Source organism: Amycolatopsis sp. lyj-84 (assembly GCF_046549075.1).
Lineage (GTDB): Bacteria > Actinomycetota > Actinomycetes > Mycobacteriales > Pseudonocardiaceae > Amycolatopsis.
In genome coordinates this window covers 574,776-596,368 of sequence record NZ_JAJPWO010000003.1, presented here as the reverse complement: position 1 = coordinate 596,368, position 21,593 = coordinate 574,776, and the positions used below count along the sequence as shown (strand labels likewise).

Genomic DNA, 21,593 nt, shown 5'->3' with positions numbered 1-21,593 from the left:
CGCTTGTGTCTTTGACCGCAAAGTCCGTACGTTCGAGTGATGCAGCTCACCCCGTTCCCCCGGTCGCTCGACTACCCCGAGGTCCCGGTCGGCTCGGTGCTGGCAGGCGCCGCTGCCCGCTGGGGCGCCCGCACGGCCTTCGCCCACGGAGAGCGGAGCCTCACCTTCGCCGAGACGTACAGCGCGGCCTGCCGGTTCGCGAACGCCCTGCGTGCCGAGGGCATCGGACGGGGCGACGTCGTCGCACTCCACCTGCCGAACTGCCTGGCGTACCCGGTCGCGTACTACGGGACGCTGCTCGCAGGGGCCACCTTCAGCCCGGCGAACCCCCTGCTCCCGCCCGAGGATCTCGCCTTCCAGCTGGCCGACGCCGGGGCGGTCGCCGCCGTCACCGTCGGTCCGGTCGCGCGGGTGCTCGCTTCGGTCCGTGATCGGACCTCGGTCCGGCTGAGCATCGTCGTTCACCCGCCCGAAGCCCTGGGCCAGGGAGAGGTCGAGTTCACGGCGTTCCACTCCGGTCACTCCGACGAGCGACCGGACGTGGAGATCGACATCTACCGCGATCTCGCCCATCTGGCGTACACGGGCGGCACCACCGGACGCTCGAAGGGTGTCCGCCTGCCGCACCGGAACGTCGTGGTCAACAGCCTGCAGAGTTCCTGCTGGCGGCTGGGCGCGATCCCCGCTGTCGACGACTCGGGCGAGGTGATCGTCGAGCAGCTCGGCGGTCCGGACGAGTGGCCGTCCCGGATCGGCACCGGCATCGCGCTCAACCTGACACCGTGGTTCCACGCCATGGGCACCATCGCCGCGCTCAACGTCCCGCTGCTCGACGGCGGCACCATCGTCCTGCACGACCGCTTCGACCCGGCCGCGTACGTGGCCGACGCCGAGATGCTGCGGGTCACCACCATCGGTGGCGCGCCAGCGCTGTTCGCCGCGTTGCTCGCCTGCCCCGAGTTTCACACAGCCGACCTGTCTTCGGTACTGACCATCGGTTCCGGGGCGGCGCCGATGAACCACGAGATGATCCGCGCTCTGCAGAACCGCTTCCCCGGCGTGCTCGTCATCGAGGGCTACGGCCTCACCGAGGTCACCATGGGTGCCGTCATCGCGCCGTCGTATCGCTCCGCCGTCCGCAAGGTCGGCTCGGTCGGCCTGCCCATCCCCGACACCGAGATCAAGATCGTCCCGGCCGAAGGCGGCGAGGATCCCTTGCCCGCCGGGGAACGCGGCGAGGTGTGCCTGCGTGGCCCGCAGGTGATGGCCGGCTATCTCAACCGCCCCGAGGAGACCGAGGCCGCGCTCGTCGATGGCTGGCTGCACACCGGCGACATCGGCATCCTCGACGAGGACGGCTACCTGTCCATTGTGGACCGCAAGAAGGACATGCTGCTCTACAAGGGATACAACGTCTTCCCGCGCGAGCTGGAGGAGCTGCTGATCACCCTGCCCGGTGTCTCCGCGGCGGCCGTCGTCGGGAAGCCGGACACCGAGGTCGGCGAGCTGCCGGTCGCGTTCGTGGTCCGCGACGACGAGAACGTCACCGCGGAGCAGCTCCTGGAGGCCGTCGGCGCCCGCGTCCTGCCCTACAAACGGCTGCGTGCGATCCATTTCGTCGACCAGATCCCGGTTTCGGCCGCCGGGAAGGTGCTCAAACGAGAGCTGCGGAAGCAACTCGCCGACTGACGCCAAGCGAAACGCGGTCAGCCTTCGACGCGTTTGCGCAGGGCCGCGTCCTTGTCGAGCACCAGCTGCTCGAGGTCCGCCTGGAACCGCGCCATCTTCGCCTGCAGCCCCTCGTCGGACGCGGCGAGGATGCGGACCGCGAGCAGGCCCGCGTTCCGTGCCCCGCCGACGGAAACCGTCGCGACCGGGACCCCGGCGGGCATCTGCACGATCGAGAGCAGCGAGTCCATGCCGTCGAGGTACTTCAGCGGCACCGGCACCCCGATCACCGGCAGCACCGTCGCCGAAGCGACCATGCCCGGCAGATGCGCGGCACCCCCGGCACCCGCGATGATCACGCGCACGCCGCGCGAAGCGGCCGACGTCGCGTAGTCGAGCATCCGCTGCGGGGTGCGGTGCGCCGAGTAGACGCCGACCTCGTACTCGATGCCGAACTCGGCCAGCGCCTGCCCGGCCGCTTCCATCGTCGGCCAGTCCGAGTCGCTGCCCATGATCAGGCCAACCTGCGGCGACATACTCATTACTCCTAGTGGATCTCGTAGCCGTCGAGCCAGACGGCGTGGGAAAGCCAATGCGCGGACAGCAGCGCGCGGTCGCGCAGCTCCTCCATGCGTTCGCCGACGAAGTTGACGTGGCCGAGTTTGCGGCCGGGACGTTCTCCCTTGCCGTACAGGTGAACGCGGATGTCCGGGTACCGCGCGAACAGGTGGTGCAGGCGCTCGTCCGGGCCCATCTCGGGCGTCTCGGGGGCGCCGAGGACGTTCGCCATCACGCAGGCCGGAGCGACCAGATCGGTCATCCCGAGCGGGTAGTCGAGCACGGCACGGAGATGCTGCTCGAACTGCGAAGTCCGCGAGCCGTCCTGCGTCCAGTGTCCCGAGTTGTGCGGGCGCATGGCGAGTTCGTTGACCAGCAGGCCCTCGTCGGTCTCGAACAACTCGACGGCGAGCAGCCCGGTCACGTTCAGCGTCGCGGCGATCCGCAGCGCGAGGTCCTGCGCCTCCTGCGTGCGCGCGACGCTGAGCCCCGGCGCCGGGGCGAGCACCTCGGTGTTGATCCCGCCGGACTGCACGGTCTCCACCACCGGCCACGCCGCGCCCTGTCCGAACGGGGACCGGGCCACCAGCGCGGACAGTTCGCGCCGCATGACGACCTTTTCCTCGACCAGCAAGGGGGTTCCGGCGTCGAGGAGTTCGGGGACGGTTTCGCGCGCCTGCTGCGCGGTGTCGAGCATCCAGACGCCGCGGCCGTCGTAACCGCCCTGCGCCGCCTTGAGCACCACCGGCCAGGAGTGCTTGTCCCCGAAGGTGATCACGTCGTCCACAGCGGACACTTCGGCGAACTCGGGGCCGGGGATCTCGAGTCCGGCCATCATCTCGCGCATGATGAGCTTGTTCTGCGCCATCGACAACGCGGCCGGATCGGGCCGGATGGTGACGCCTTCCATCGCGAGCGTCAGCAGGTGCTCGCCGGGAACGTGCTCGTGGTCGAAGGTCAGCACGTCGACCCCGGCGGCGAACGAGCGCAGCGCTTCGAGGTCGGTGTGGTGACCGTGCACGACCTCGCCCGCGACGAGGCCGGCGGATTCGTTCTCCCCGGCGGCCAGCACGCGCAGGGACTGGCCGAGGGAGATCGCCGCCTGGTGGGTCATCCTGGCCAGCTGTCCGCCGCCCACCATGCCCACGATCGGAAGACCGGTTCGTTTGTCCATAACGACGGAGAGATTACTTGGCCGCCACAGCCGCGACCTGGGCGGACCCGCGCCGCAGCTCACGCACGGCCAGGCCTGTGATGGCGATCGCAGCCGTGAGGACGTAGACGTTGCCGAGCAGCGACCAGCCCAGCCCCCAGCCGAACTCGATCTCCCCGCCGTTGGGCACGAACATGATCAAGCCGCTCGCGAACAGCACCGCGACGCCCGCGGCCGGAACCCACGCCCGGCGGACGACGAGCAGGACGAGCAGCGGCACCGTCCACACCCAGTGGTGTGACCAGGACACCGGCGAGAGCAGCAGCCCGTAGAACGCGGTCACCAGCAGCGCGCCGACCGGGTCGCCGCGGCGGTGCAGGCGCACGACCAGCCAGACGGCGGGGACGGCCAAGACCGCGGCGATCGCGATGGCCACCGTCAGCGACCACGGCGCGAGTTCCGAAGCGCGGTTCACCAGCCCGTTGAGTGACTGGTTGAAGATCCAGTGCACGGAGCCGACCCGGCTGGGATCGGTCGCCGATTCGGTCCAGAACCGGACGGCGTCGCCGGGGATCACCGCGAACATCACGGCTTCGAGCGCGACGAACGTGCCCAGCGCCCGCAACGCGTCCTTCCAGCGGCCGGTGAACAGCAGATGCGGCACGAAGATCAGCGGCGTCAGCTTGATCGCGGCCGAAACGCCGATCAGCACCCCGGCCCAGCGCGAACCGCGCGCCGAAAGCACCAGCACGTCGAGGACGATCAACGCCATCAGGATGAGATTGATCTGCCCGAGGAAGATCGTCTTCCAGACCGGCTCCAGCGCCAGCGCGCCGGCCGTGGCCAGCGGCAGGACCCACCACCGGGTGAGGGGCGCGCCGCAAGCGCGGGCGACCACGGAGATCACGACGCTCAGGCAGACCAGCGAGAGCGCGCCGACCACGCCCCAGGTCAGCCCGGCCGGGACGATCGCGAGCGGCAGGAACAGCGGCGCGGCGGCCGGGGTGTAGGTGAACGGCAGCAGCACCCACGGCGGCAGCGTCGTCAGCGCCTCGCGGGTGTAGAGCGGTTCACCCTTCAGCAGGGTGAGGGCACCGGCGCGGTAGACGGCGCTGTCCGCGCCGAGATGCCATTCGCCGAGCCAGGCCACGATGCCCAGCCCCAGCATCGCCAGTGCGAGCGCGCCCGCCAGCGCGGCCCCGACGACCCGAGGCTCAGCCGCCGGACGCGACTTCAGCATGCTTGTCGCCATCCCCCACAGCGTCGTCCCCCACGGCGTCGTTCCCCGCGCCCCGCTTCCGGCGCAGGTACCACCAGCGCCCGGCCAGCGCGAGCGCCAGCACCAGCGGCATGAAGATGTACGCGCTGCCGAGGATGTTCTGCCACACCTTCCAGTGCAGCTCGACATTGCGGCCGTTGGGCAAGATCAGCAGTACGCAACTGATGAAGACGAAGAACACCCCGAAGGTGCCGAGCCAGCGTTTCCACGCCGTGGCGGGCGTGGTCTTCGGCAGGCGCGAGACCAGCAGGACGACCAGCGGCGCCACCCACACCCAGTGGTGGGTCCAGGAGATCGGCGAGATCAGCAGGATCCAGAACGCCGTCACCAGCATCGCCGCGAGCGCCTGGCCCTTGCGGTGGAAGCGCAACACCAGCCAGATCGCGGGGATCGCGAGCAGCGCGCCGATCCCCATCGCCGCCTTCGACGCCCAGGGCGCGAGTTCGGTGAAGCGGTTCATCAGCGCGTTCAGTGATTGGTTGCCCGCCCAGTGCACCGGGCCGATCCGGCCGGTGTCGGGCAGCGTGTAGGTCCAGTACCGGGCCGCGTCGTGCGGGATGATCAGGAACATCAGGCCCTGCATCACGATGAACGTGATGAGCCCGCGGACGGCGTCCATCCGGCGGCCGGTGATGAACAGATGCCCCAGGAAGACGATCGGGGTGAGCTTGACCGCGGCCGCGACGCCGACGAGCACCCCGCCCCAGCGGCTACCCCTCGCCCCGATGACCAGGATGTCGAGCATCACCAGCGCCATCAGGATGATGTTGATCTGGCCGAGGAAGATCGTGCGCCACACCGGCTCGAGGCCGAGGAACACCAGGAAGAACGCGATGGTCGACCGGGCGGGCGAGGCCCACCAGCGGGGGCCGTCGGTCGAGGGCTTCGGCAGCGCGCCGATGGCGATCCGGACGCACAGCGCCAGTGCGAGCAGCGAGACCGCGGTCAGGAGCCCCCAGGCGACCTGCGTCGGGACCACGGCGAGCGGGATGAAGAGCAAGGCGGCCGTCGGCGGATAGGTGAACGGCAACAGCGCCCACCACGGCTCCACCGGAAGTGTGTTGGCGTCGTACAGCGGATCACCGTTGAGCAGTGTCTCGGCACCGGCGCGATACACCGCGCTGTCCACGCCCAGCACCCATTCGTGCTGCCATCCCCAGATGCCGAAACCGATCGCGACCAGCGGGATCACCGACAGGATCAAGATCGATCTCGGCCGGACGGACAAGCGGGCGAGCGACCTGCGCAACGAGAGACGATGCTGTGGTCGTTTCGCCGAAACGTCGCCGTTCGCGTCGGCGGGAACAGTCCGGGTCACGCAAACAGGAAATCATGAACCGGGTCGTCGCACGTCGAGTGGGTCGCCCGTGACCTGGAGAACGTCCTGCGCTAACCCTGCTCAGGACCGCGCGAGACCGGTGAGGAGATCGCACGCCTGGTCGTAGGTCGCCGGAAGCCGGACCGCCGAAATCTGCGGGCGGCCGGTGTCCCGCAGCTGGGCGTCCACCGAAAGCCGCTCGTTGAGCGCCCTTCGCAGCGCGACTCCGGACGAAGCGAGCCTCACGTCCTTCGGCACCAGCACGCCCGCGACGGACGGCCCGAGCGAAGCGACGCTCTCGCCGCCGTCGAACACCTGCTTCAGCGCGTCCGCGACCAGGATCATCCCGGTCAGCCGGGGCCAGCCCGCGACCGAGCTGAAGTCCATCGAGACCACGAGCAGGGTGTGTGCCTCCGCGACCGGCCGCTCGTCGCGGCGGGCCTGGCGGTACAGCTCGCTCAACCGGGTCCTCAGGTACGCGGCGGTGGGCAAGCCGGTGAGCGGTTCGGTGACTTCGGTGTTCACGAGCTGATCGGTCGCGACGTCCGCCCACGCCAGCGCCGTCACCCGGAGTAGCCGGGACGGCGTCGAGTCGACGTCCGGTGCGATGAAACCGTCCACCGCGTCCGGGTCGGCGAGCACGGCGTGCAGCGCCGCGAGGTCCGCGAGCGTTTCGGCCAGCCCGGCACCCGCGGCGGCGCGTGCCCTGCCCAGTCCCGCGAGAGCGGTTTCCGCCACTTCGGCGGTGACGGCCCGGCCGTTCTTGATCACCGCCGCGCAGACGGCGTCGACCTCGGGGAGGCCCCAGTCACTCGGGAAACGCCAGCCGGCGGCCAGGCTGGCGGTCCGCCAGCGAGCCCGCAGGGCGCGGAGAGAACGATCCCGCTCGAACCGGTTCCAGGCGGCTTGCCCGTCGGGTCCCCCGGACGGCGCACCGGTCGCCGGTACGTCCACTGCCCACCGCCCCTTCCGTCCCGATCTTTTCGATCTTGCGATCGCTTCACGGTGGGGACGCCGGTTCACGTCGTGCGTGACGGCGTTTTTCAAGGATCTTTCCGAACTCTTCAGTAACCCAGGGCGGGTGAAGGTGTTGGGCTCTCCGGGTCATCGGCGGGGCCGCGAGGTGACGTGCGTCGCCCAGTCCGTCACACTGAGCGTGTTCGGGCGTTTAAGTCAGTAGACCCGCCGAACCAGCAGATGAAGGAGTCCCGTGTCCACCGTTCCCGCCGATCTCACCGGTAAGAGTGACGCCGAGCTGATCGCCGAGGTGCGTGACGGGAAGATCGCGTCTTACGGAACGCTTTACGAGCGGCACGCCGGCGCGGCGCACAATCTCGCCCGCCAGCTCGCCCGCTCCAGTTCCGAAGCGGACGACCTCGTTTCGGAAGCCTTCGCGAAAGTGCTGGACACGCTGCGCGGCGGTAAAGGCCCCGATGCGGCGTTCCGCGCCTATCTGCTGACCGCGCTGCGGCACACCGCCTACGACAAGACGCGCAAAGAAAAGCGCGTCGACCTGAACGAGGACATGTCCGACGTCGGCGGTGCCGTCGGCGAAGCGCTGACCGTCCCCTTTTCCGACACCGCCGTCGCCGGGCTCGAGCGCACGCTCGCCGCGAAGGCGTTCACGCGGCTGCCCGAGCGGTGGCAGGCGGTGCTGTGGCACACCGAGATCGAAGGGCAGAGCCCCGCCGAGGTCGCGCCGCTGCTGGGACTGACCGCGAACGGTGTCTCCGCGCTCGCGTACCGGGCCCGTGAGGGCCTGCGGCAGGCGTATCTCCAGGTCCACTTGGCCGAGAACTCCGGCGAACGCTGCCGCGCGAGCGCGGACAAACTCGGCGCGTGGACCCGCGACGGCTTGTCCAAACGCGAGCGGGCCCAGGTGGAGAACCACCTGGACGAATGCGAAAAGTGCCGCGCGCTGGCCGCGGAACTGGCCGACATCAACGGCGGTCTGCGCGGGATCATCGCGCCGATCGTGCTCGGTGGCGCGGCTCTCGGTTACCTGGCCACGGCCGGGGCGGGCAAGGCGGGCGCGGTCACCGCGGCCGCGACGGCCGCCACCACGGCTTCGGCTTCGGCGGGCGCGGCCGGTGCCGCTGGTTCGACCTCGGGCTCGGGTTCGGGCGGAGCGGCAGGCGCCGCCGCGGCCGGACCGCGCCAGTTCGCCACGGTGGCCGGATCGAGCGCGGCCATCGTCGCCGCCGTCGCGGTGGCGCTCGCCGCCGGTGGCGGCACCCAGGAGATCCCGGCGGCCGCGGCGGTCCCGCCGCCCGCCGTGGCACCCGCTCCCATCAAGCCCGTGCCGCCCGGGGTCCCGCAACCCCAGCCACAACCGCAACCTCAGCCGCAGCCTCAGCCGCAACCGGAGCCTCAACCCCAGCCGGTTCCGCCCGCTCAGGAGCAGCCGCCGCCGACCCAGCCGACGCCTTCCGTTCCGGCGCCTTCGCCCTCCGAACCGCCACCGCCCTCGCCGGTGATCCCGTCACCTCCGGTGATGACGGCGTCGACCCCGACCGGCGGTGTCCAACTCGAGCCGGGTGAAGACACCAACCTGCCGATCACCGTGCGCAACGACGGTGGATCGAAGTCCGAACCCGTCGCGATCTCGCTGAACCTGCCGAAGGGTGTGACGGCCGTCCCCGCCGGTGGCGGTGGCGCGGCGGGCGTCCGGCAGCAGGCCGGACCGGCGCCGATCGCGGTGAACTGCCCCGGCGGCACCGGAACGGTGACCTGCAGGACCGGCACCGGTCTCGAACCGGGACAGGCCGCGGTGCTGACGTTCCGGCTGCGTGCCGACGAAACGGCCGAACCCGGCAGCATGGTGACCGGTTCGGTGACGGCGGGCGCCCAGATCAAGGTGTCGGTCGTGGTGAAGGTGACCGTGAAGCCGCCGCCGGACGACCTCGTCCTGCGGGCCGAGAGCGACGGGCTGTCGGCGTTCCCGTGGAACCGCAACCCGCTCGTGCTGGTCCGCGTGAAGAACACGGGCAAGACGACGAAGCCGGTGACGATCACGCTCGACCACCGCGTGCTCAGCTCATGGAGCGTGCACGGCATCCCGTGCAGCCCGACCGGCGAAGGCGCGTCGTGCACTTCGCGCGGCTCTCTGACTCCTGGGCGTCAGGTGAGCCTGTGGGTCCGGCTGAAGGGCCGTCCGGCGGACAACCTGCCGGTGACGGTGAACGCCACCCTCGGTGTCGCGAAGGCGAAGCCGGTGGAGGTCTACTTCGGCTGCTGGCACCACTGGTGTGACGACTCCGCGCTGCTTCCGCCGACCACGCCGCCGTCGATGCCTTCGCTGCCTTCGGTCACCTCGAAGCCTCCGGCCACTTCGGAGACGACGAAGCCGGGCCGGCCTGGGTGGCCTTCTCCGTCGAAGAAGCCTTCGCCGTCCGCAACGCCTTCAGAGCCGGCGAAGAAAGAACCCGCTCCGCCCGCCGCGACCACGAGCGCGCCGCCGCGGCCAGGCAAGACGAAGCCGACCACCGAGCCCAACGGGATCATCGACCGCATCTTCCAGTAGCGTTGGCCGCATGCTGGGGAGGCACCGGGAGCTGCTGCGGTTCGCCGTGGTCGGGGGCGCCAGTTTCGTCATCACGATGACGATCACCTACGGGCTGAAATTCACCGTGCTGACCGACAAACCGGTGACCGCGCTGATGATCGGCGTGCTGGTCGCGACCGTTTTCTCGTATGTCGCGAACCGTGAATGGTCCTTTCGCACCCGCGGCGGTCGTGAGCGCGCTCACGAAGCGGCACTTTTCTTCCTGCTCAGCGCGGTCGCGCTCGGCCTCAACGCGATTCCACAGCTGGTTTCGCGGTACGTGCTCCAGCTGGAACAGCCGCACGTCGGACTGCTGACACAGGAAATCGCCGACTTCGTCAGCGGCGCGATCATCGGGACACTGCTCGGCACGGTGTTCCGCTGGTGGTCGTTCAAGAAGTGGGTCTTCCCGCAGGCCGACGCGCGGCCGCGGCTGCTGCGGGGCGACGGGCGAGACGCTTCGGACATCCCCGACGAATCTGCCGCCTGACCCGCCCCCGCAGTCCGTGAAGGCCTCCTTCACTACCTTCAGAGTAGGCAAGGAGGCCTTCACGGACCTGCGACCAACTCCAGCCACAAGCAGCAGGTACCTAAGACCCCTTTGGTACTAACCGTCCCTACCACTCACGAGGTCATGGCTGCGCCCGGAATCGCCCAAAGGGTCCTATAACGCTCTGTCCAAGCCCCTGCCAGCCCGTTCGGTGGCCCGCGCGAATTAGACTGACCTGGTGACCGTGGTCGAATCCGTCCTTTCCCGGACGCCCGAGCCGCTCCGATCCGTGCTGATCAAGCACCGGGAGCTGTTGAAATTCGGAATTGTCGGTGGCACGACGTTCCTGGTCGACAACGGCGTCTGGTACCTGCTGAAGCTCAGCGTGCTGGAGTCGAAGCCGACCACGGCGAAGGCGATCGCGATCATCGTGGCGACGATCGTGTCCTACATCCTCAACCGTGAATGGTCCTTCCGGACCCGCGGCGGGCGCGAGCGGCATCACGAGGCGGCGCTCTTCTTCGTGATCAGCGGCATCGCCGTGGTGGTCAACCTGATCCCGCTCTACACGTCGCGGTACATCTTCGACCTCGAAGTGCCCCATGTGACACGGTTCGTCCAGGAGTTCGCGGACTTCACGAGCGGGTCGATCATCGGCATGCTCCTGGCGATGTTCTTCCGCTTCTGGGGTTTCAAGAAGTGGGTCTTCCCGGACGAGCTGGGCAAACGCCGCCGGGACAGCGACGAGCCGGACGACGACGTCGTACCCCTCCGCTAAGTACTTGTCAAAAGACATGTGATTGTTTAGAGTCATCCATGTCAACGTTCCTTCACTGATGACGCCGGCCGGGTTCGTACGGTCGAGCGGGACGAATCCGAGGTGATCGCCAAGCGCGAAGAGGACCGCATCCGGTTCGGATGACGGTTGAGCCTTTTCCCGTCTTGGCGGGGACCGGAGTGGCCCTCCGTGTCCTTCGCGTTCCCTCGTTTCTTCCAGTGAACGGATCCTTTTCTTGAGTACCGCTCTCGGTGCGCCTCCGCGTGCCCGAAACACCCTTGCCCTCGTCGGGCTCTTCGCCGCCGTTTTCCTGGCGATGCTCGACGCCCAGGTCGTCGCGACCGCACTGCCGCGCATGGTCGGCGAACTCGGCGGCGCCACGTCGTTCGCCTGGGTCACCACCGCGTACCTGCTGGCGGGCAGCGTCAGCGCGCCCGTCTACGGAAAACTCGGCGACCTCTTCGGCCGCAAGCGCGTCGTTCTCGTCGCGATCGCGCTGTTCGTCCTCGGCTCCCTCGCCTGCGCGCTCGCGCCGTCGATGCCACTGCTGATCGCCGCCCGTGTCCTGCAGGGCATCGGCTCCGGCGGGCTGTTCGTCGCGGTCGCCGCGATCATCGGCGAACTGTTCCCGGGCCGCGAAGGCGCGCGCTACTTCGCCTGGTTCTCGATCTGCTTCGCCGGGTCTTCGTTGGCGGGCCCTGTCGTCGGCGGCGTGCTGACCGACCTCGCGGGCTGGCGATCGATCTTCGTGGTCAACGTGCCGATCGGGCTGGTCGCGCTCGTCGTCGCCGCCCGCTTCCTGCGGCTCGAACGCCGCCGGACGGCCGCGCCGTTCGACTTCGCGGGCATCGTCGTCCTGTCCGGCGCGATCATCGGCCTGACCCTGGCGACGCCGCTTTCCGCGTCGATCGGCGTGGTACTGCTCGTCGCCTTCCTGGTCATCGAACGCCGGGCGGCCGAACCGGTCATCCCGCTCCGGCTGTTCCGCGCCAGGATGTTCAGCCTGAGCGTGCTGGCCAGTGCCGCGGCCGGGTTCGTCTTCCTGGGTTCGGTCAATTACCTGGCGCTCTTCCTGCAGACCGCGGGCGGCGCCGGGCCTTCGGAAGCCGGTCTCCTCCTGCTGCCGATGACGCTCGCCGTCGCCGCGTCGTCGATGGTCGCGGGCCGGATCATCGCCAAGACCGGCGCCTACCGCTGGGCACCGATCCTCAGCATGACACTCGGTCTCGCCGCCGCCCTCGCGATGTCCACAATGGACGAAACGACGCCCTTGCCACTCGTCGTCGCCTATCTCGTCGTGTTCGGCGCGGCGGCCGGGCTCAACATGCAGGTGCTTTCCATGGCGGCCCAGCAGAACGTCGCCCGGACCGATCTCGGCGCCGTTTCGGCGACCGTCGGCTTCCTGCGTTCCCTCGGCACCACGGCCGGGCTGACCGTTTTCGGCGCGGTGTTCACGAGTTCGTTCGGTGCCGACAGTCCCGGTGGTTACGCCTCCGCGCTCAACGGGGTGTTCTGGACGATGGTCCCCGCCCTCGTGATCGGCCTCGCCGCTTCCCTCTTCCTGCCGCGCGTTCCCTTGCGCCGCAACCACTAAGGAGTTCTTCGATGATCCTCGTTCTCGGTTCCACCGGTAAAATCGGCCGCGAACTCGTTCCCTCGCTGCTGGACAAGGGCGCCCACGTGCGTGCCCTGACGCGCGACCCCGCCCGCGCCCGGATCGATCCGCGTGCCGAAGTCGTCACCGGCGATCTCGACGCTTTCGATCCCGCGCTGCTCGACGGTGTCGATCGCGTCTTCGTCCTGACCTCCGGGCACGGCTCGGACCCGCTCGCACAGGAACGAGCGGTGCTCGAAGCGGCCACCGATGTCGCGCACGTCGTCAAGCTCTCCACCACCGGAGTCCATTTCGGACAGACCGATCCGATCTCCCTCGTGCACACCGCGGCCGAACAGGCCGTGCGCGAGGCCGGGCCGGACTGGACGATCCTGCGCCCGGGCACGTTCATGGACAACCGGTTCGCCTGGCTGCACGCCGTGCGCGGGGACGGCGTCATCCGCGTCACCGAAGGCGATCCGGCGTCCGCTCTGGTGCACGTCCGCGACATCGCCGAGGTCGCCGCGACCGTGCTGACCACCGACGGGCACGCGGGCAAGACGTATCCGATCACCGGCGGCGAAGCCCTCACGACCCGGCGACAGGTCGAGATCCTGGGCGAGGCCCTCGGCCGACAGCTGACTTACGCCGAAGAGCCCGAAGCCGACTCTCGTGCCCGGATGCTCGGGTACGGCTGGCCCGCTTCGGCGGTCGACGGGCTCTTCGAGCTCAAGCGGCAGTCCGCCGGGAACGAGGAGATCGTGTTCGGCACCGTCCGCGAACTCCTCGGCCGGGCGCCGCTGACGTTCGCCGACTGGGCCCGCGAGCACGCCGCCGCGTTCGCCTGACCTGCGGAAAGAAAGCAAGGGACCTTTGCTCACGCCTGAGTCGGGGTGATCCGCGGTCCGCGAGGGACTCCTTGAGGGACTCTGGGTCCCTCAAGGACTTGCGCCTCTCTCAATACTAAGAGAAGTGATAGCAAGGGACCTTTGCTCACGTTGGTTAGCGTGCTAACGAACGTGAGCAAAGGTCCCTTGCTACCCCGGCTGGGCCGAAAGGGTTAATGACTTGGGCGGATCCCCGCGATACGCGACACTCATCGGGCGTTTAATTCTCGCCGGTCCGCTGTCCGGACCACGCGTTGTCCGCGACCGGCCCTCTCGCTAACGTGCCGCGCGGGGAGACAGGGGGAGCCCGTATGAACGAACGCCTTCGCGTGCTCGTGGTCGACGACCATCCGCTGTTCCGGTTCGGGGTGTGCACACTTCTCTCCAACGAACCGGAGATCGACGTCGTCGGCGAGGCCGCGAGCGGCGCGCACGCGATCAGCGCGGCGAGTGCCCTCGGGCCCGACGTCGTGGTCATGGATCTGCATTTGCCCGACGTCAGCGGCGCCGAAGCGACCCGGCACATCGTCGCCGAACGGCCCGGCGTTGGCGTGCTCATGCTGACGATGGCGGACGAAAGCGAATCGGTTTTCTCCGCGATGCGTGCCGGAGCCCGCGGATATCTGCTCAAAGACGCGGAACCCGACGAAATCATCCGTGCCGTTCACGCGGTCGCAAGGCGCGAAGCGATCTTCGGGCCCGATATCGCGACGCGCGTTCTCGGCTTCTTCAATCACTCTCAGCCGAGTCCGGACACGGTGTTCCCGGAACTGACCGTCCGCGAACGAGAGGTCCTTTCGCTCATCGCCGGCGGCCACAGCAACACCGCCATCGCCAGCACTCTCTGTCTCAGCCCGAAAACCGTGCGGAATCATATTTCCAACGTCTTCAGCAAACTTCACGTCGCGGACCGCGCCGAAGCGATCGTCCTGGCCCGTGAAGCGGGCCTCGGCCGTTGAAAACCTCATTTAGGGCGGCTTTTCGGGCAATGTCGGGACCGGAGTCCCATGCGCCCGGGACACCTCACCCGGCAGGGTGAGCAGTGCGGGGGGTGGGGCCCTCGCACCGTTCGAGGGGAATGGGAATCACATGTTCGAACCGAACAGGACACCGGTGGTCGTCCGTGCCACCGATCCGATCCTGCACAACGGCGTCTGCATGACGCTCCGCTCCCGTGACGACGTCTGGCTGGTGGACGGGGAGGCGGCCGACCCGACGATGGTGGCCCTCCTGGTCACCGACCGCCTCGACGAGGCGATGACGCAACTGCTGTCCGCGCTGCACCACCAGGGGTTCACCCGCATCGTGCTCATCGCGGGTGAAGTCGACGACAACGAAATCCTGAGCGCCATCGAGCACGGCGTCTGCGCGGTCGCCCGCCGCTCGGAGGCGGGCGCCGACGTCCTGGTCCGGCTGATCAAGGCGGCCGCGGCCGGGGAGGGCGCGCTTCCGCCCGATCTGCTCGGCAGGCTCCTGCACCGGGTCTCCCGGTTGCAACGTCAGGTCCTGCAGCCGCGTGGCCTGCAGTTCGGTGGCATGAGCAGCCGGGAAACCGAGGTGCTCAAGCTGGTCGCGTCGGGGTTTTCGACGCAGGAGATCGCCGATCAGCTCTGCTACTCGCAGCGCACGGTGAAGAGCATCCTGCACGACGTGACCAACCGGTTCCAGCTCCGGAACCGGTCGCACGCGGTGGCTTACGCGCTGCGTGAGGGATTGATCTGACACCGTGATCAGCCAGGTCGACGAAGCCTTGTGCCTGCTCATCGCACCTCATCTGCCGGAGGGGACGGTGGTCCGGTTGGATCCGCCGAAACCCACCTGGCAGACGGAGACGCAGGTGTCGAGCGTCGATCTGTTCCTTTTCGCCCTGCACGGCACCGGCCCGGGAACCGGTGCCGTGCGGGCGAAGCGGTGCGAGCTGTCGTATCTGGTCACCGCGCGGGCGGACAAGGTCCGCGACGAGCACACCCTGCTCGACCGATCGCTGCGCGCCTTGATCCGGACCGAGTTCCTGATGGTCGACGAGCAGCCCTTTCCGCTGGCGCTCGGGAAGACCGATCCGACCGGGCTGTGGGTCAGCCTCGGCCTGCCCGCGCGGGCGGCGTTCGTCGTCACGGTCACGGCGGAGTACCGAGACTGAGCACCGAGGCCCGCCGCAGGACCACTCCTCCGATGGAGGCCAGCTGCCCGCCGAAGAACTCGCACCATTCGGACGCCGTCGCCGGCGGCCCGCAGTCACCGGCCCGCCGGGCCCACCCGGCACAGACTTCGAGGCGGTAGCCGAGCACGCCGGTCAAGGTCAGCCCGTTCTTGCCCGCGCCGACCACGCACCTGCCCCGGTAGATCCAGCGGTCCGGGGGCTGGAACACGACGGAATCCTGGACGAACCGGTGCCCCGCCGCGCCGGAGACGGCCGCGACCGGGGTGTCGATCCCGCTGACGAACAGGCCCTTCGAAAGCAGGTCCAGGGCCTCGGCCTCCATCCGTTCCACCACCCCGGGCGGACGGCGGCACGCGAACAGGTCGCCGTCGAAGGACAACCGCAGGGAAATCGCCACCTTGCCGATCTCCACGGTCGCCGCGGCGACCGGACTCACCGGTGGGCGGTACCGGAACGCCGTCGCATGCACCCTCCGACGGTAAGTCGGCGCGCTTCCGCGGCATTGCCCGAACGGGTGGTCCTTGGGGAGGTCTTAGCGAGGGACCCGTTCGGCGGGCCAGCGCACTTCGGCCACATCGCCCGGGCGAGGGACCTTCAGGAAGAGGCTGAACACCGCGGGCTGCTTGCTCGACAGCTCCAGCCGTCCGCCGTCGGCCTCGATGAGCGCACGGGCGAGGGCCAGCCCGACACCGGTCGACCCGCCGCCGGAGAACCCGCGTTCGAAGATGTGCGGCGCCAGCTCGTCGGGCACCCCCGACCCGGTGTCGGCGACCTCGATGACCACGGTGCCGTCCGTGTCACCGCGCCGCGCGGCCAGCGTGACGGTTCCCGCGCCGTGGCGCAGGGCGTTGTCGAGCAGGACGTTGACGACCTCGCGCAACCGGCCCGGCGTCGCCCGCACCCTCAGCCCGTCGGTGACGCGAAGCCGCAGATGCCTTCCTTCGGCGCGAAGCAGCTGTCGCCATTCCTCGGAAACCGCGGGAAGCACTTCCGGCAGGTTGACCGGTTCCGCGCCGACCTCGCGCGCCGCCCGCGCGGCGGCCAGCAGCTCGTCGAGCGCCTCCGCCAGCCGGTCCGCCTGTTCCTGCGCGGCCTTCGCCTCGTCGACGACGTCCTGATCGGGGTGGACGGTGAGCGGTTCGAGCCGCAGCTGCAACGCGGTCAACCGGCTCCGCAGCTGGTGGGAGACGTCGCCCACCAGCTGACGTTCTCGCTGGACGAGTTGCGCCAGCGCCGAACCGGACGCGTCGAGCGCCTCGGCGACCATGTCGAGCTCGCCGACGCCGTAGCGCTTCGGATCCGGCCGGAAATCGCCGCCGCCGAGTTTGACCGCGCGGTCGGCGACATGTCTCAGCGGTTTCGCGAGCCGTCGCGCGGTCACGGTCGCGACCACGGTGCCGGTGCCCACCGACAGCACGACCAGCAGCACCACGAGCAGCGTCACCTGGGTCTGGCGGGTGCGCATCGGCCCGGCGGGAATGGACAGCTCGACCTCGCCGTGCAACGCGATCGGCGCCCGCTCGGACACCACGTCGGGACCGGGGTCGGAGCCATACCGCTTCTCGATCTGCCCCTGCGCGCGGACGGTCAGCAGCCCGCCCTGTGGCACGCCCACCCGGAGCAGGTCGAGGTTGATCGGCTGGCCGACGGCGATCTCGTTGTCCAGCGTCGCCGCGATCCCGCGTGCCGAAGAAGCCAGGTTCTCGCGGTTGAGGTTCTCGACCAGCTGCCAGGCGGTGATCCCGAGCGGGATGCCCAGCACCGCCGCGGTGACCGCGACGGCGAGCAGGATCGCCAGGAGGATGCGACGGCGCATGCTATTCCGAGTTGAAGCGGAAGCCGACGCCGCGGACCGTCGCGATGCGCCGTTCGCCGTCGCCGTTCCCGCCGGGTTTGCCCGCCCTGCCCGCCGCTTCGTCGGCGGCGATGGCGAGCTTCCGGCGCAGCCACGACATGTGCATGTCGAGGGTCTTCGAAGTCTTCGATTCGAGGTCGTTCCACACCTCGGCGAGGATTTCGTCGCGGCTGACCACCTGGCCCGCGCGGTTCATCAGCACCCGCAGGAGCTCGAACTCCTTGTTCGCCAGCTGCACCTCGTGCAGGTCGACGGTGACCATCCGGGCGCCGAGGTCCATCCGCACTCCCCCGGCTTCGAGCACCTCGGGCGCCCGCCGTCGCAGCAGCGCCCGGATCCGGGCCAGCAGTTCGGCGAGCCGGAACGGTTTGGCGACGTAGTCGTCGGCGCCGGCGTCGAGCCCGACCACGAAGTCGACCTCGTCCGTGCGCGCGGTGAGCATCAGCACCGGCACCTCGGTACCGCTGGCGCGCAGGCGGCGGCACACCTCGAGGCCGTCCATCCCGGGCAGCCCGAGATCGAGGACCAGGAGATCGACGCGATCGCTTTCGGTCGCGTCGAGCGCGGCCGGGCCGTCACCGACGACACGCACCTCATACCCCTCCCGCTGAAGCGCGCGCGAAAGGGGATCGGCGATGGCCGGGTCGTCCTCGGCGAGTAGCACCATGCTCACCTGGCCAACTCTACGACTGCCGGGCGTGAAAGCATCGTGACCGTGCCTGGCTACGAGAATGATCTGGAACTCGCCACCCGGCTGGCCGACGCCGCCGACGCCATCACCACCTCCCGGTTCCGCGCGCTGGACCTGGCCGTGGAACGCAAACCGGACCGGACTCCGGTCACCGACGCCGACACCGCCGTCGAAGACACGATCCGTGCGATCCTCGCCACAGAACGCCCGGACGACGAGGTACTCGGCGAAGAGCGCGGCGGTTCGGCCGCGACCGGCCGGGCCTGGGTGCTCGACCCGATCGACGGGACCAAGAACTTCCTGCGCGGTGTCCCGGTCTGGGCGACGCTGATCGCGCTGGTCGAAGACGGCACCCCCGTGGTGGGCCTGATCAGCGCGCCGCTGCTCGGCCGCCGCTGGTGGGCGGCCACCGGGGACGGCGCCTGGATGAGCGACTCGGCGGGCGAACGCCGCCTTGCGGTGTCGAAGGTCGCTTCGCTCGAAGACGCGTATCTGTCCACAACGGACCTGAACTCGTGGGTGAAGTACCACTCGCGGGAGAAGTACATCGACCTCGTCGACGCCTGCTGGGAAAGCCGCGCTTTCGGCGATTTCTGGCAGCACTGCCTGGTGGCCGAGGGTGCGCTCGACATCGTCGCGGAATGCATCGTGAACCCGTGGGACGTCGCCGCCGCCCAGGTGCTGATCACCGAAGCCGGTGGCCGTTTCAGCGACCTGAACGGGGAAGCGCGCTACGACAACGGCTCGGCCCTGTCGACGAACGGCCTGCTCCACGACGAAGTCTTGGCCATCCTGCGGCGCTGAAGCTCACTGCGCGCCGGGGAGAAGACCGACGGCGCCGCGGGCGACCTGCGACCAGGCGAGCCGCCCGAAGAGGTAGTGGCAGGCGACCTGTTCGCTGGTGAACCGTGCCCAGTCGTACCGGTTGCCCTGCTCACGCCAGAACACTTCCCAGGCGGGCTCGGCGTCTTCCTCCTCGGTGCGCATGAGGCACCAGGCGTTGTCCGCCTCCGCGCCGACCGAGACCACCTCGGGCGGCACGCCCAGCGCCGCCAGCCACCGCAGGATCGTCCCCGTGTTCACCGAACCTCCCCCGTGACGTCCGCCAGGAAGCCCAGCGTGACGAGTTCATCGGCGCCCAGCACCGCGCGGAAACGTACTCCGCCACCGGGCTGGCCGAACCATTCGGCGGTCACCGAACGCCAGACCGGCAACGACCGGACGACCCGGTAGCGTCGGTACGCGGCGGCCTGGTCCGGCGGCAACGAGCGCATCGAATACAGGGTCGCGTCCTCGGCGAACACCCGGCCGTGCGGATCCCCGAAGCGGTCGAGATGGGTGCCCGCTTCGAGCATCACCGGTGTCGCCGGGTCGATCCCCCCCTCGGGAAAGAGCGCGCCGGGCGGCCACAGATAGCTCGTTTCGCCCACGAAGCGCTCTCGCCAGTCCTCTGGGGACTCTCCGCCCCAAGGGTCGTGCCCCCGGGTCAGTTCCGGCGGGGGAACCACGGACGGGGGCGTCGGCGATCGCCGGAAACCGCTGCTGACGTGCGACAACGCGTCCTGATCGTCCAGCACGCCAGCCTCGGGGTGGTCGTGCGGCCCGGAACCGCCGCCGGGAAGCGGCAGCTGGCGCGCGGGTTTCCCCATCGCGACCGGGAGATGCCCGATGGGGAACATGTGCACGAGGAACAGCGCGATCACGCTCTCCCGCTCGGTCCGCAGGGCACCCATGGGCGGCGGAGCGACGGGCTGTGGCGGGAAGGGGACTCGCAACGGCGCCACCGCGGGCGGCCACGGCGAAGGCGCGTACGGGGCGCGAGCGCCATGAGGAGGCGTCGGTGCGTCGGCCGCGCCGTAGTGGACGGGCAGCCGGATCGGGCCCGTCCCGGCCTCGCTCGGATCGGTCACCGCACCTCCCCCAAGGAATCGGTCCCACCGGTGAAGGGGGAGGCAGCGGACAGGACGCGCTAAGACCTTAGCGCCGACCGGCGTTCTCGTCGGCGGATACCCGAAAGCGCGGCTCTCAGCCCGCGAGCGCGTTGACCACCCGGGACGGACTCGGCCTGCCGAGCTTCCCGGCCATCCACTTGCTCGTCGAGACCAGCGCGTCGAGATCGACACCGGTTTCGACGCCGAGACCGTCGAGCATCCAGACCAGATCTTCGGTCGCGAGGTTCCCGGTGGCCGATTCGGCGTACGGGCAGCCACCCAGCCCACCGGCGGAAGAGTCCACAGTGGACACACCACAGCGGAGCGCGGCCAGCGTGTTCGCGAGCGCCTGGCCGTACGTGTCATGGAAATGGACGGCCAGGGTGCCGACGTCGGGGAACTGCCCGATCAGCGCCTCGACCTGCCCCGCGGTGGCGACGCCGATGGTGTCGCCGAGCGAGAGCTGCGAACAGCCCAGGTCCAGCAGCCGCTTGCCGACCCCGGCGACCTGCGAGGCCGGAACGGCGCCCTCCCAAGGGTCGCCGAAGCACATCGACACGTATCCGCGGACGTCGAGACCTTCGGCCCGTGCCCGGGTGACGACCGGCTCGAACATCGCGAACTGGTCGTCCACCGTCGAATTGAGGTTCTTCTTGGCGAAGGTCTCGGTGGCGCTGGCGAAGATCGCGATATGCGAAACCCCGGCCTCCAGGGCCCTGTCCAGCCCGCGCTCGTTCGGGACGAGCACCGGGTACCGGACGCCTTCGCGCTTGTCGAGCCCGGCGAGGAGCTGCTCGGCGTCGGCCAGCTGCGGAACCCATTTCGGGCTCACGAAACTGGTCGCTTCGAGCGTGGTCAGCCCGGCATCGGCGAGCCTGTCCAGGAACTCGAGCTTCACCCCGACCGGAACGATCGACTTCTCGTTCTGCAGGCCGTCCCGGGGGCCGACCTCCCAGATCGTGACGCGCTCCGGCAACGCGGCGGCGGACGGGACGCGATCGGGCAGCCCCAGCTCTCGCGTGCCCATCAACGGCGCCGGTTTCCGCGCGGCGGGGGTCCCTGCGGCGGCAGGGGTTCGGTCTGCTGCGGTCCGCCCGCGGCGGGCGGCGCGAAGTCGTCGTACGGGTTGTCGTTGACTTCGCGGTAGATGACCGTGTGCACGCGCTCGACCTTGGGGATGTCGTCGAACTTCAGCGGTTCGTCCGAAGCGGACTCGATCACCAGCGTGCCGCAGCCGAACACGCGGTCCAGCAGCCCGTGCTCGAACTGCACGCTGTTGATCCGCGACAGCGGGATGTCGATCCCGGTCCGCTTGAGCACGCCCTCACGGGCGATCAGCCTGTCCGTGGTCACGATGAAGTGCGTCGTGCGCCAGCGGACGAACGGCGCCAGGAAGAGCCAGACGACGAGCCCGAGACCGATCGCGGCGACCGCGATCAGCGAGATCAGGTCCCACGGGGCCGTGGCGTCCTTCGCCAGGATGCCCAGCCAGATGCCCACGCCGAGGGTGACGATCAGCGCGAGGAAGGGGAAGATCAGCATCTTGAAATGCGGGTGACTGTGCACCACGACGTGCTCGTTTTCGCTGAGCAAATCGTCCGGATAGGCCACGACGGACGCTCCCAAAGTGTGTTCGGCGCTGGTGAGCTCACCGTACCGGCGAACGGTCCCGGCGGAAGAGGAGAC

22 protein-coding genes are annotated in these 21,593 nt (G+C 69.3%); 10 read left to right on the top strand and 12 right to left on the bottom strand.

The features are described 5' to 3' along the window. Positions 1 to 39: 39 nt before the first annotated feature. Positions 40 to 1,689: a class I adenylate-forming enzyme family protein gene (locus ACLJRM_RS13065; RefSeq protein WP_410663086.1), complete on the top strand. Its 1,650-nt coding sequence runs from the start codon at positions 40 to 42 to the stop codon at positions 1,687 to 1,689. Positions 1,690 to 1,706: 17 nt separating this feature from the next. Here ACLJRM_RS13065 and purE read toward each other — a convergent pair whose 3' ends face one another. From purE to ACLJRM_RS13040, 5 genes are all read right to left on the bottom strand, one after another. After that, a complete protein-coding gene (purE, locus tag ACLJRM_RS13060) occupies positions 1,707 to 2,204 on the bottom strand; it encodes a 5-(carboxyamino)imidazole ribonucleotide mutase (protein WP_020633596.1) in 498 nt (165 codons plus the stop codon). Positions 2,205 to 2,215: 11 nt separating this feature from the next. Continuing rightward, positions 2,216 to 3,400 carry a 5-(carboxyamino)imidazole ribonucleotide synthase gene (locus ACLJRM_RS13055; protein ID WP_101612419.1) on the bottom strand — a complete coding sequence of 395 codons (1,185 nt, stop codon included), beginning with the start codon at positions 3,398 to 3,400 and terminating at the stop codon, positions 2,216 to 2,218. Positions 3,401 to 3,413: 13 nt separating this feature from the next. Continuing rightward, positions 3,414 to 4,619, bottom strand: coding sequence for a glycosyltransferase 87 family protein (locus tag ACLJRM_RS13050; protein ID WP_410663187.1), 1,206 nt, complete (start codon positions 4,617 to 4,619; stop codon positions 3,414 to 3,416). Then, entirely contained in the window at positions 4,594 to 5,976 is a 1,383-nt protein-coding gene (locus tag ACLJRM_RS13045) for a glycosyltransferase 87 family protein (RefSeq protein WP_101612418.1), read from the bottom strand. The genes ACLJRM_RS13050 and ACLJRM_RS13045 overlap by 26 nt, the downstream gene beginning before the upstream one ends. A gap of 81 nt (positions 5,977 to 6,057) precedes the next feature. Next, positions 6,058 to 6,930: a GGDEF domain-containing protein gene (locus ACLJRM_RS13040; protein ID WP_101612417.1), complete on the bottom strand. Its 873-nt coding sequence runs from the start codon at positions 6,928 to 6,930 to the stop codon at positions 6,058 to 6,060. A gap of 256 nt (positions 6,931 to 7,186) precedes the next feature. On the opposite strand from ACLJRM_RS13040, the gene ACLJRM_RS13035 reads away from it, so the two are divergent. From ACLJRM_RS13035 to ACLJRM_RS13000, 8 genes are all read left to right on the top strand, one after another. Continuing rightward, positions 7,187 to 9,499 (top strand): sigma-70 family RNA polymerase sigma factor, encoded by a 2,313-nt coding sequence (locus ACLJRM_RS13035; RefSeq protein ID WP_410663085.1) that lies wholly within the window; start codon positions 7,187 to 7,189, stop codon positions 9,497 to 9,499. A 10-nt stretch (positions 9,500 to 9,509) separates the two neighbouring features. Continuing rightward, positions 9,510 to 10,010: a GtrA family protein gene (locus ACLJRM_RS13030; protein ID WP_101612415.1), complete on the top strand. Its 501-nt coding sequence runs from the start codon at positions 9,510 to 9,512 to the stop codon at positions 10,008 to 10,010. Between the two features lie 238 nt (positions 10,011 to 10,248). Beyond that, the gene (locus ACLJRM_RS13025) at positions 10,249 to 10,788 is read left to right on the top strand and encodes a GtrA family protein (RefSeq protein WP_101612414.1); all 540 of its coding nucleotides are present in this window, start codon (positions 10,249 to 10,251) and stop codon (positions 10,786 to 10,788) included. A 235-nt stretch (positions 10,789 to 11,023) separates the two neighbouring features. Next, positions 11,024 to 12,382: an MDR family MFS transporter gene (locus ACLJRM_RS13020; protein ID WP_410663084.1), complete on the top strand. Its 1,359-nt coding sequence runs from the start codon at positions 11,024 to 11,026 to the stop codon at positions 12,380 to 12,382. Positions 12,383 to 12,393: 11 nt separating this feature from the next. Next, positions 12,394 to 13,230: an NAD(P)H-binding protein gene (locus ACLJRM_RS13015; protein ID WP_410663083.1), complete on the top strand. Its 837-nt coding sequence runs from the start codon at positions 12,394 to 12,396 to the stop codon at positions 13,228 to 13,230. A 350-nt stretch (positions 13,231 to 13,580) separates the two neighbouring features. After that, positions 13,581 to 14,228, top strand: a complete 648-nt coding sequence (locus ACLJRM_RS13010) for a response regulator (protein WP_101612411.1) — start codon at positions 13,581 to 13,583, stop codon at positions 14,226 to 14,228. 130 nt (positions 14,229 to 14,358) lie between these two features. Next, positions 14,359 to 14,991, top strand: a complete 633-nt coding sequence (locus tag ACLJRM_RS13005) for a helix-turn-helix transcriptional regulator (RefSeq protein WP_101612410.1) — start codon at positions 14,359 to 14,361, stop codon at positions 14,989 to 14,991. Between the two features lie 4 nt (positions 14,992 to 14,995). Further along, positions 14,996 to 15,409, top strand: a complete 414-nt coding sequence (locus tag ACLJRM_RS13000) for a hypothetical protein (RefSeq protein ID WP_101612409.1) — start codon at positions 14,996 to 14,998, stop codon at positions 15,407 to 15,409. Here ACLJRM_RS13000 and ACLJRM_RS12995 read toward each other — a convergent pair. The 3 genes from ACLJRM_RS12995 to ACLJRM_RS12985 form a co-directional block, all read right to left on the bottom strand. Continuing rightward, positions 15,387 to 15,899 carry a hypothetical protein gene (locus ACLJRM_RS12995; protein ID WP_174720510.1) on the bottom strand — a complete coding sequence of 171 codons (513 nt, stop codon included), beginning with the start codon at positions 15,897 to 15,899 and terminating at the stop codon, positions 15,387 to 15,389. The genes ACLJRM_RS13000 and ACLJRM_RS12995 overlap by 23 nt on opposite strands. A 63-nt stretch (positions 15,900 to 15,962) precedes the next feature. Further along, positions 15,963 to 17,246, bottom strand: coding sequence for an ATP-binding protein (locus ACLJRM_RS12990; protein WP_101612407.1), 1,284 nt, complete (start codon positions 17,244 to 17,246; stop codon positions 15,963 to 15,965). A gap of 1 nt (position 17,247) precedes the next feature. Further along, positions 17,248 to 17,952 (bottom strand): response regulator transcription factor, encoded by a 705-nt coding sequence (locus tag ACLJRM_RS12985; protein WP_101612406.1) that lies wholly within the window; start codon positions 17,950 to 17,952, stop codon positions 17,248 to 17,250. 42 nt (positions 17,953 to 17,994) lie between these two features. On the opposite strand from ACLJRM_RS12985, the gene hisN reads away from it, so the two are divergent. Next, positions 17,995 to 18,780, top strand: coding sequence for a histidinol-phosphatase (gene hisN, locus ACLJRM_RS12980; RefSeq protein ID WP_410663082.1), 786 nt, complete (start codon positions 17,995 to 17,997; stop codon positions 18,778 to 18,780). Positions 18,781 to 18,783: 3 nt separating this feature from the next. Here hisN and ACLJRM_RS12975 read toward each other — a convergent pair whose 3' ends face one another. From ACLJRM_RS12975 to ACLJRM_RS12960, 4 genes are all read right to left on the bottom strand, one after another. Beyond that, a complete protein-coding gene (locus ACLJRM_RS12975) occupies positions 18,784 to 19,059 on the bottom strand; it encodes a hypothetical protein (RefSeq protein WP_101612404.1) in 276 nt (91 codons plus the stop codon). Beyond that, complete coding sequence (locus ACLJRM_RS12970) at positions 19,056 to 19,886, bottom strand: TNT domain-containing protein (RefSeq protein WP_410663081.1); 831 nt, start codon at positions 19,884 to 19,886, stop codon at positions 19,056 to 19,058. The genes ACLJRM_RS12975 and ACLJRM_RS12970 overlap by 4 nt, the downstream gene beginning before the upstream one ends. Before the next feature lie 115 nt (positions 19,887 to 20,001). Further along, entirely contained in the window at positions 20,002 to 20,934 is a 933-nt protein-coding gene (locus tag ACLJRM_RS12965) for a hydroxymethylglutaryl-CoA lyase (RefSeq protein WP_101612402.1), read from the bottom strand. Further along, positions 20,934 to 21,518, bottom strand: coding sequence for a PH domain-containing protein (locus ACLJRM_RS12960; protein WP_101612401.1), 585 nt, complete (start codon positions 21,516 to 21,518; stop codon positions 20,934 to 20,936). The genes ACLJRM_RS12965 and ACLJRM_RS12960 overlap by 1 nt, the downstream gene beginning before the upstream one ends. Between the last annotated feature and the right edge of the window lie 75 nt (positions 21,519 to 21,593).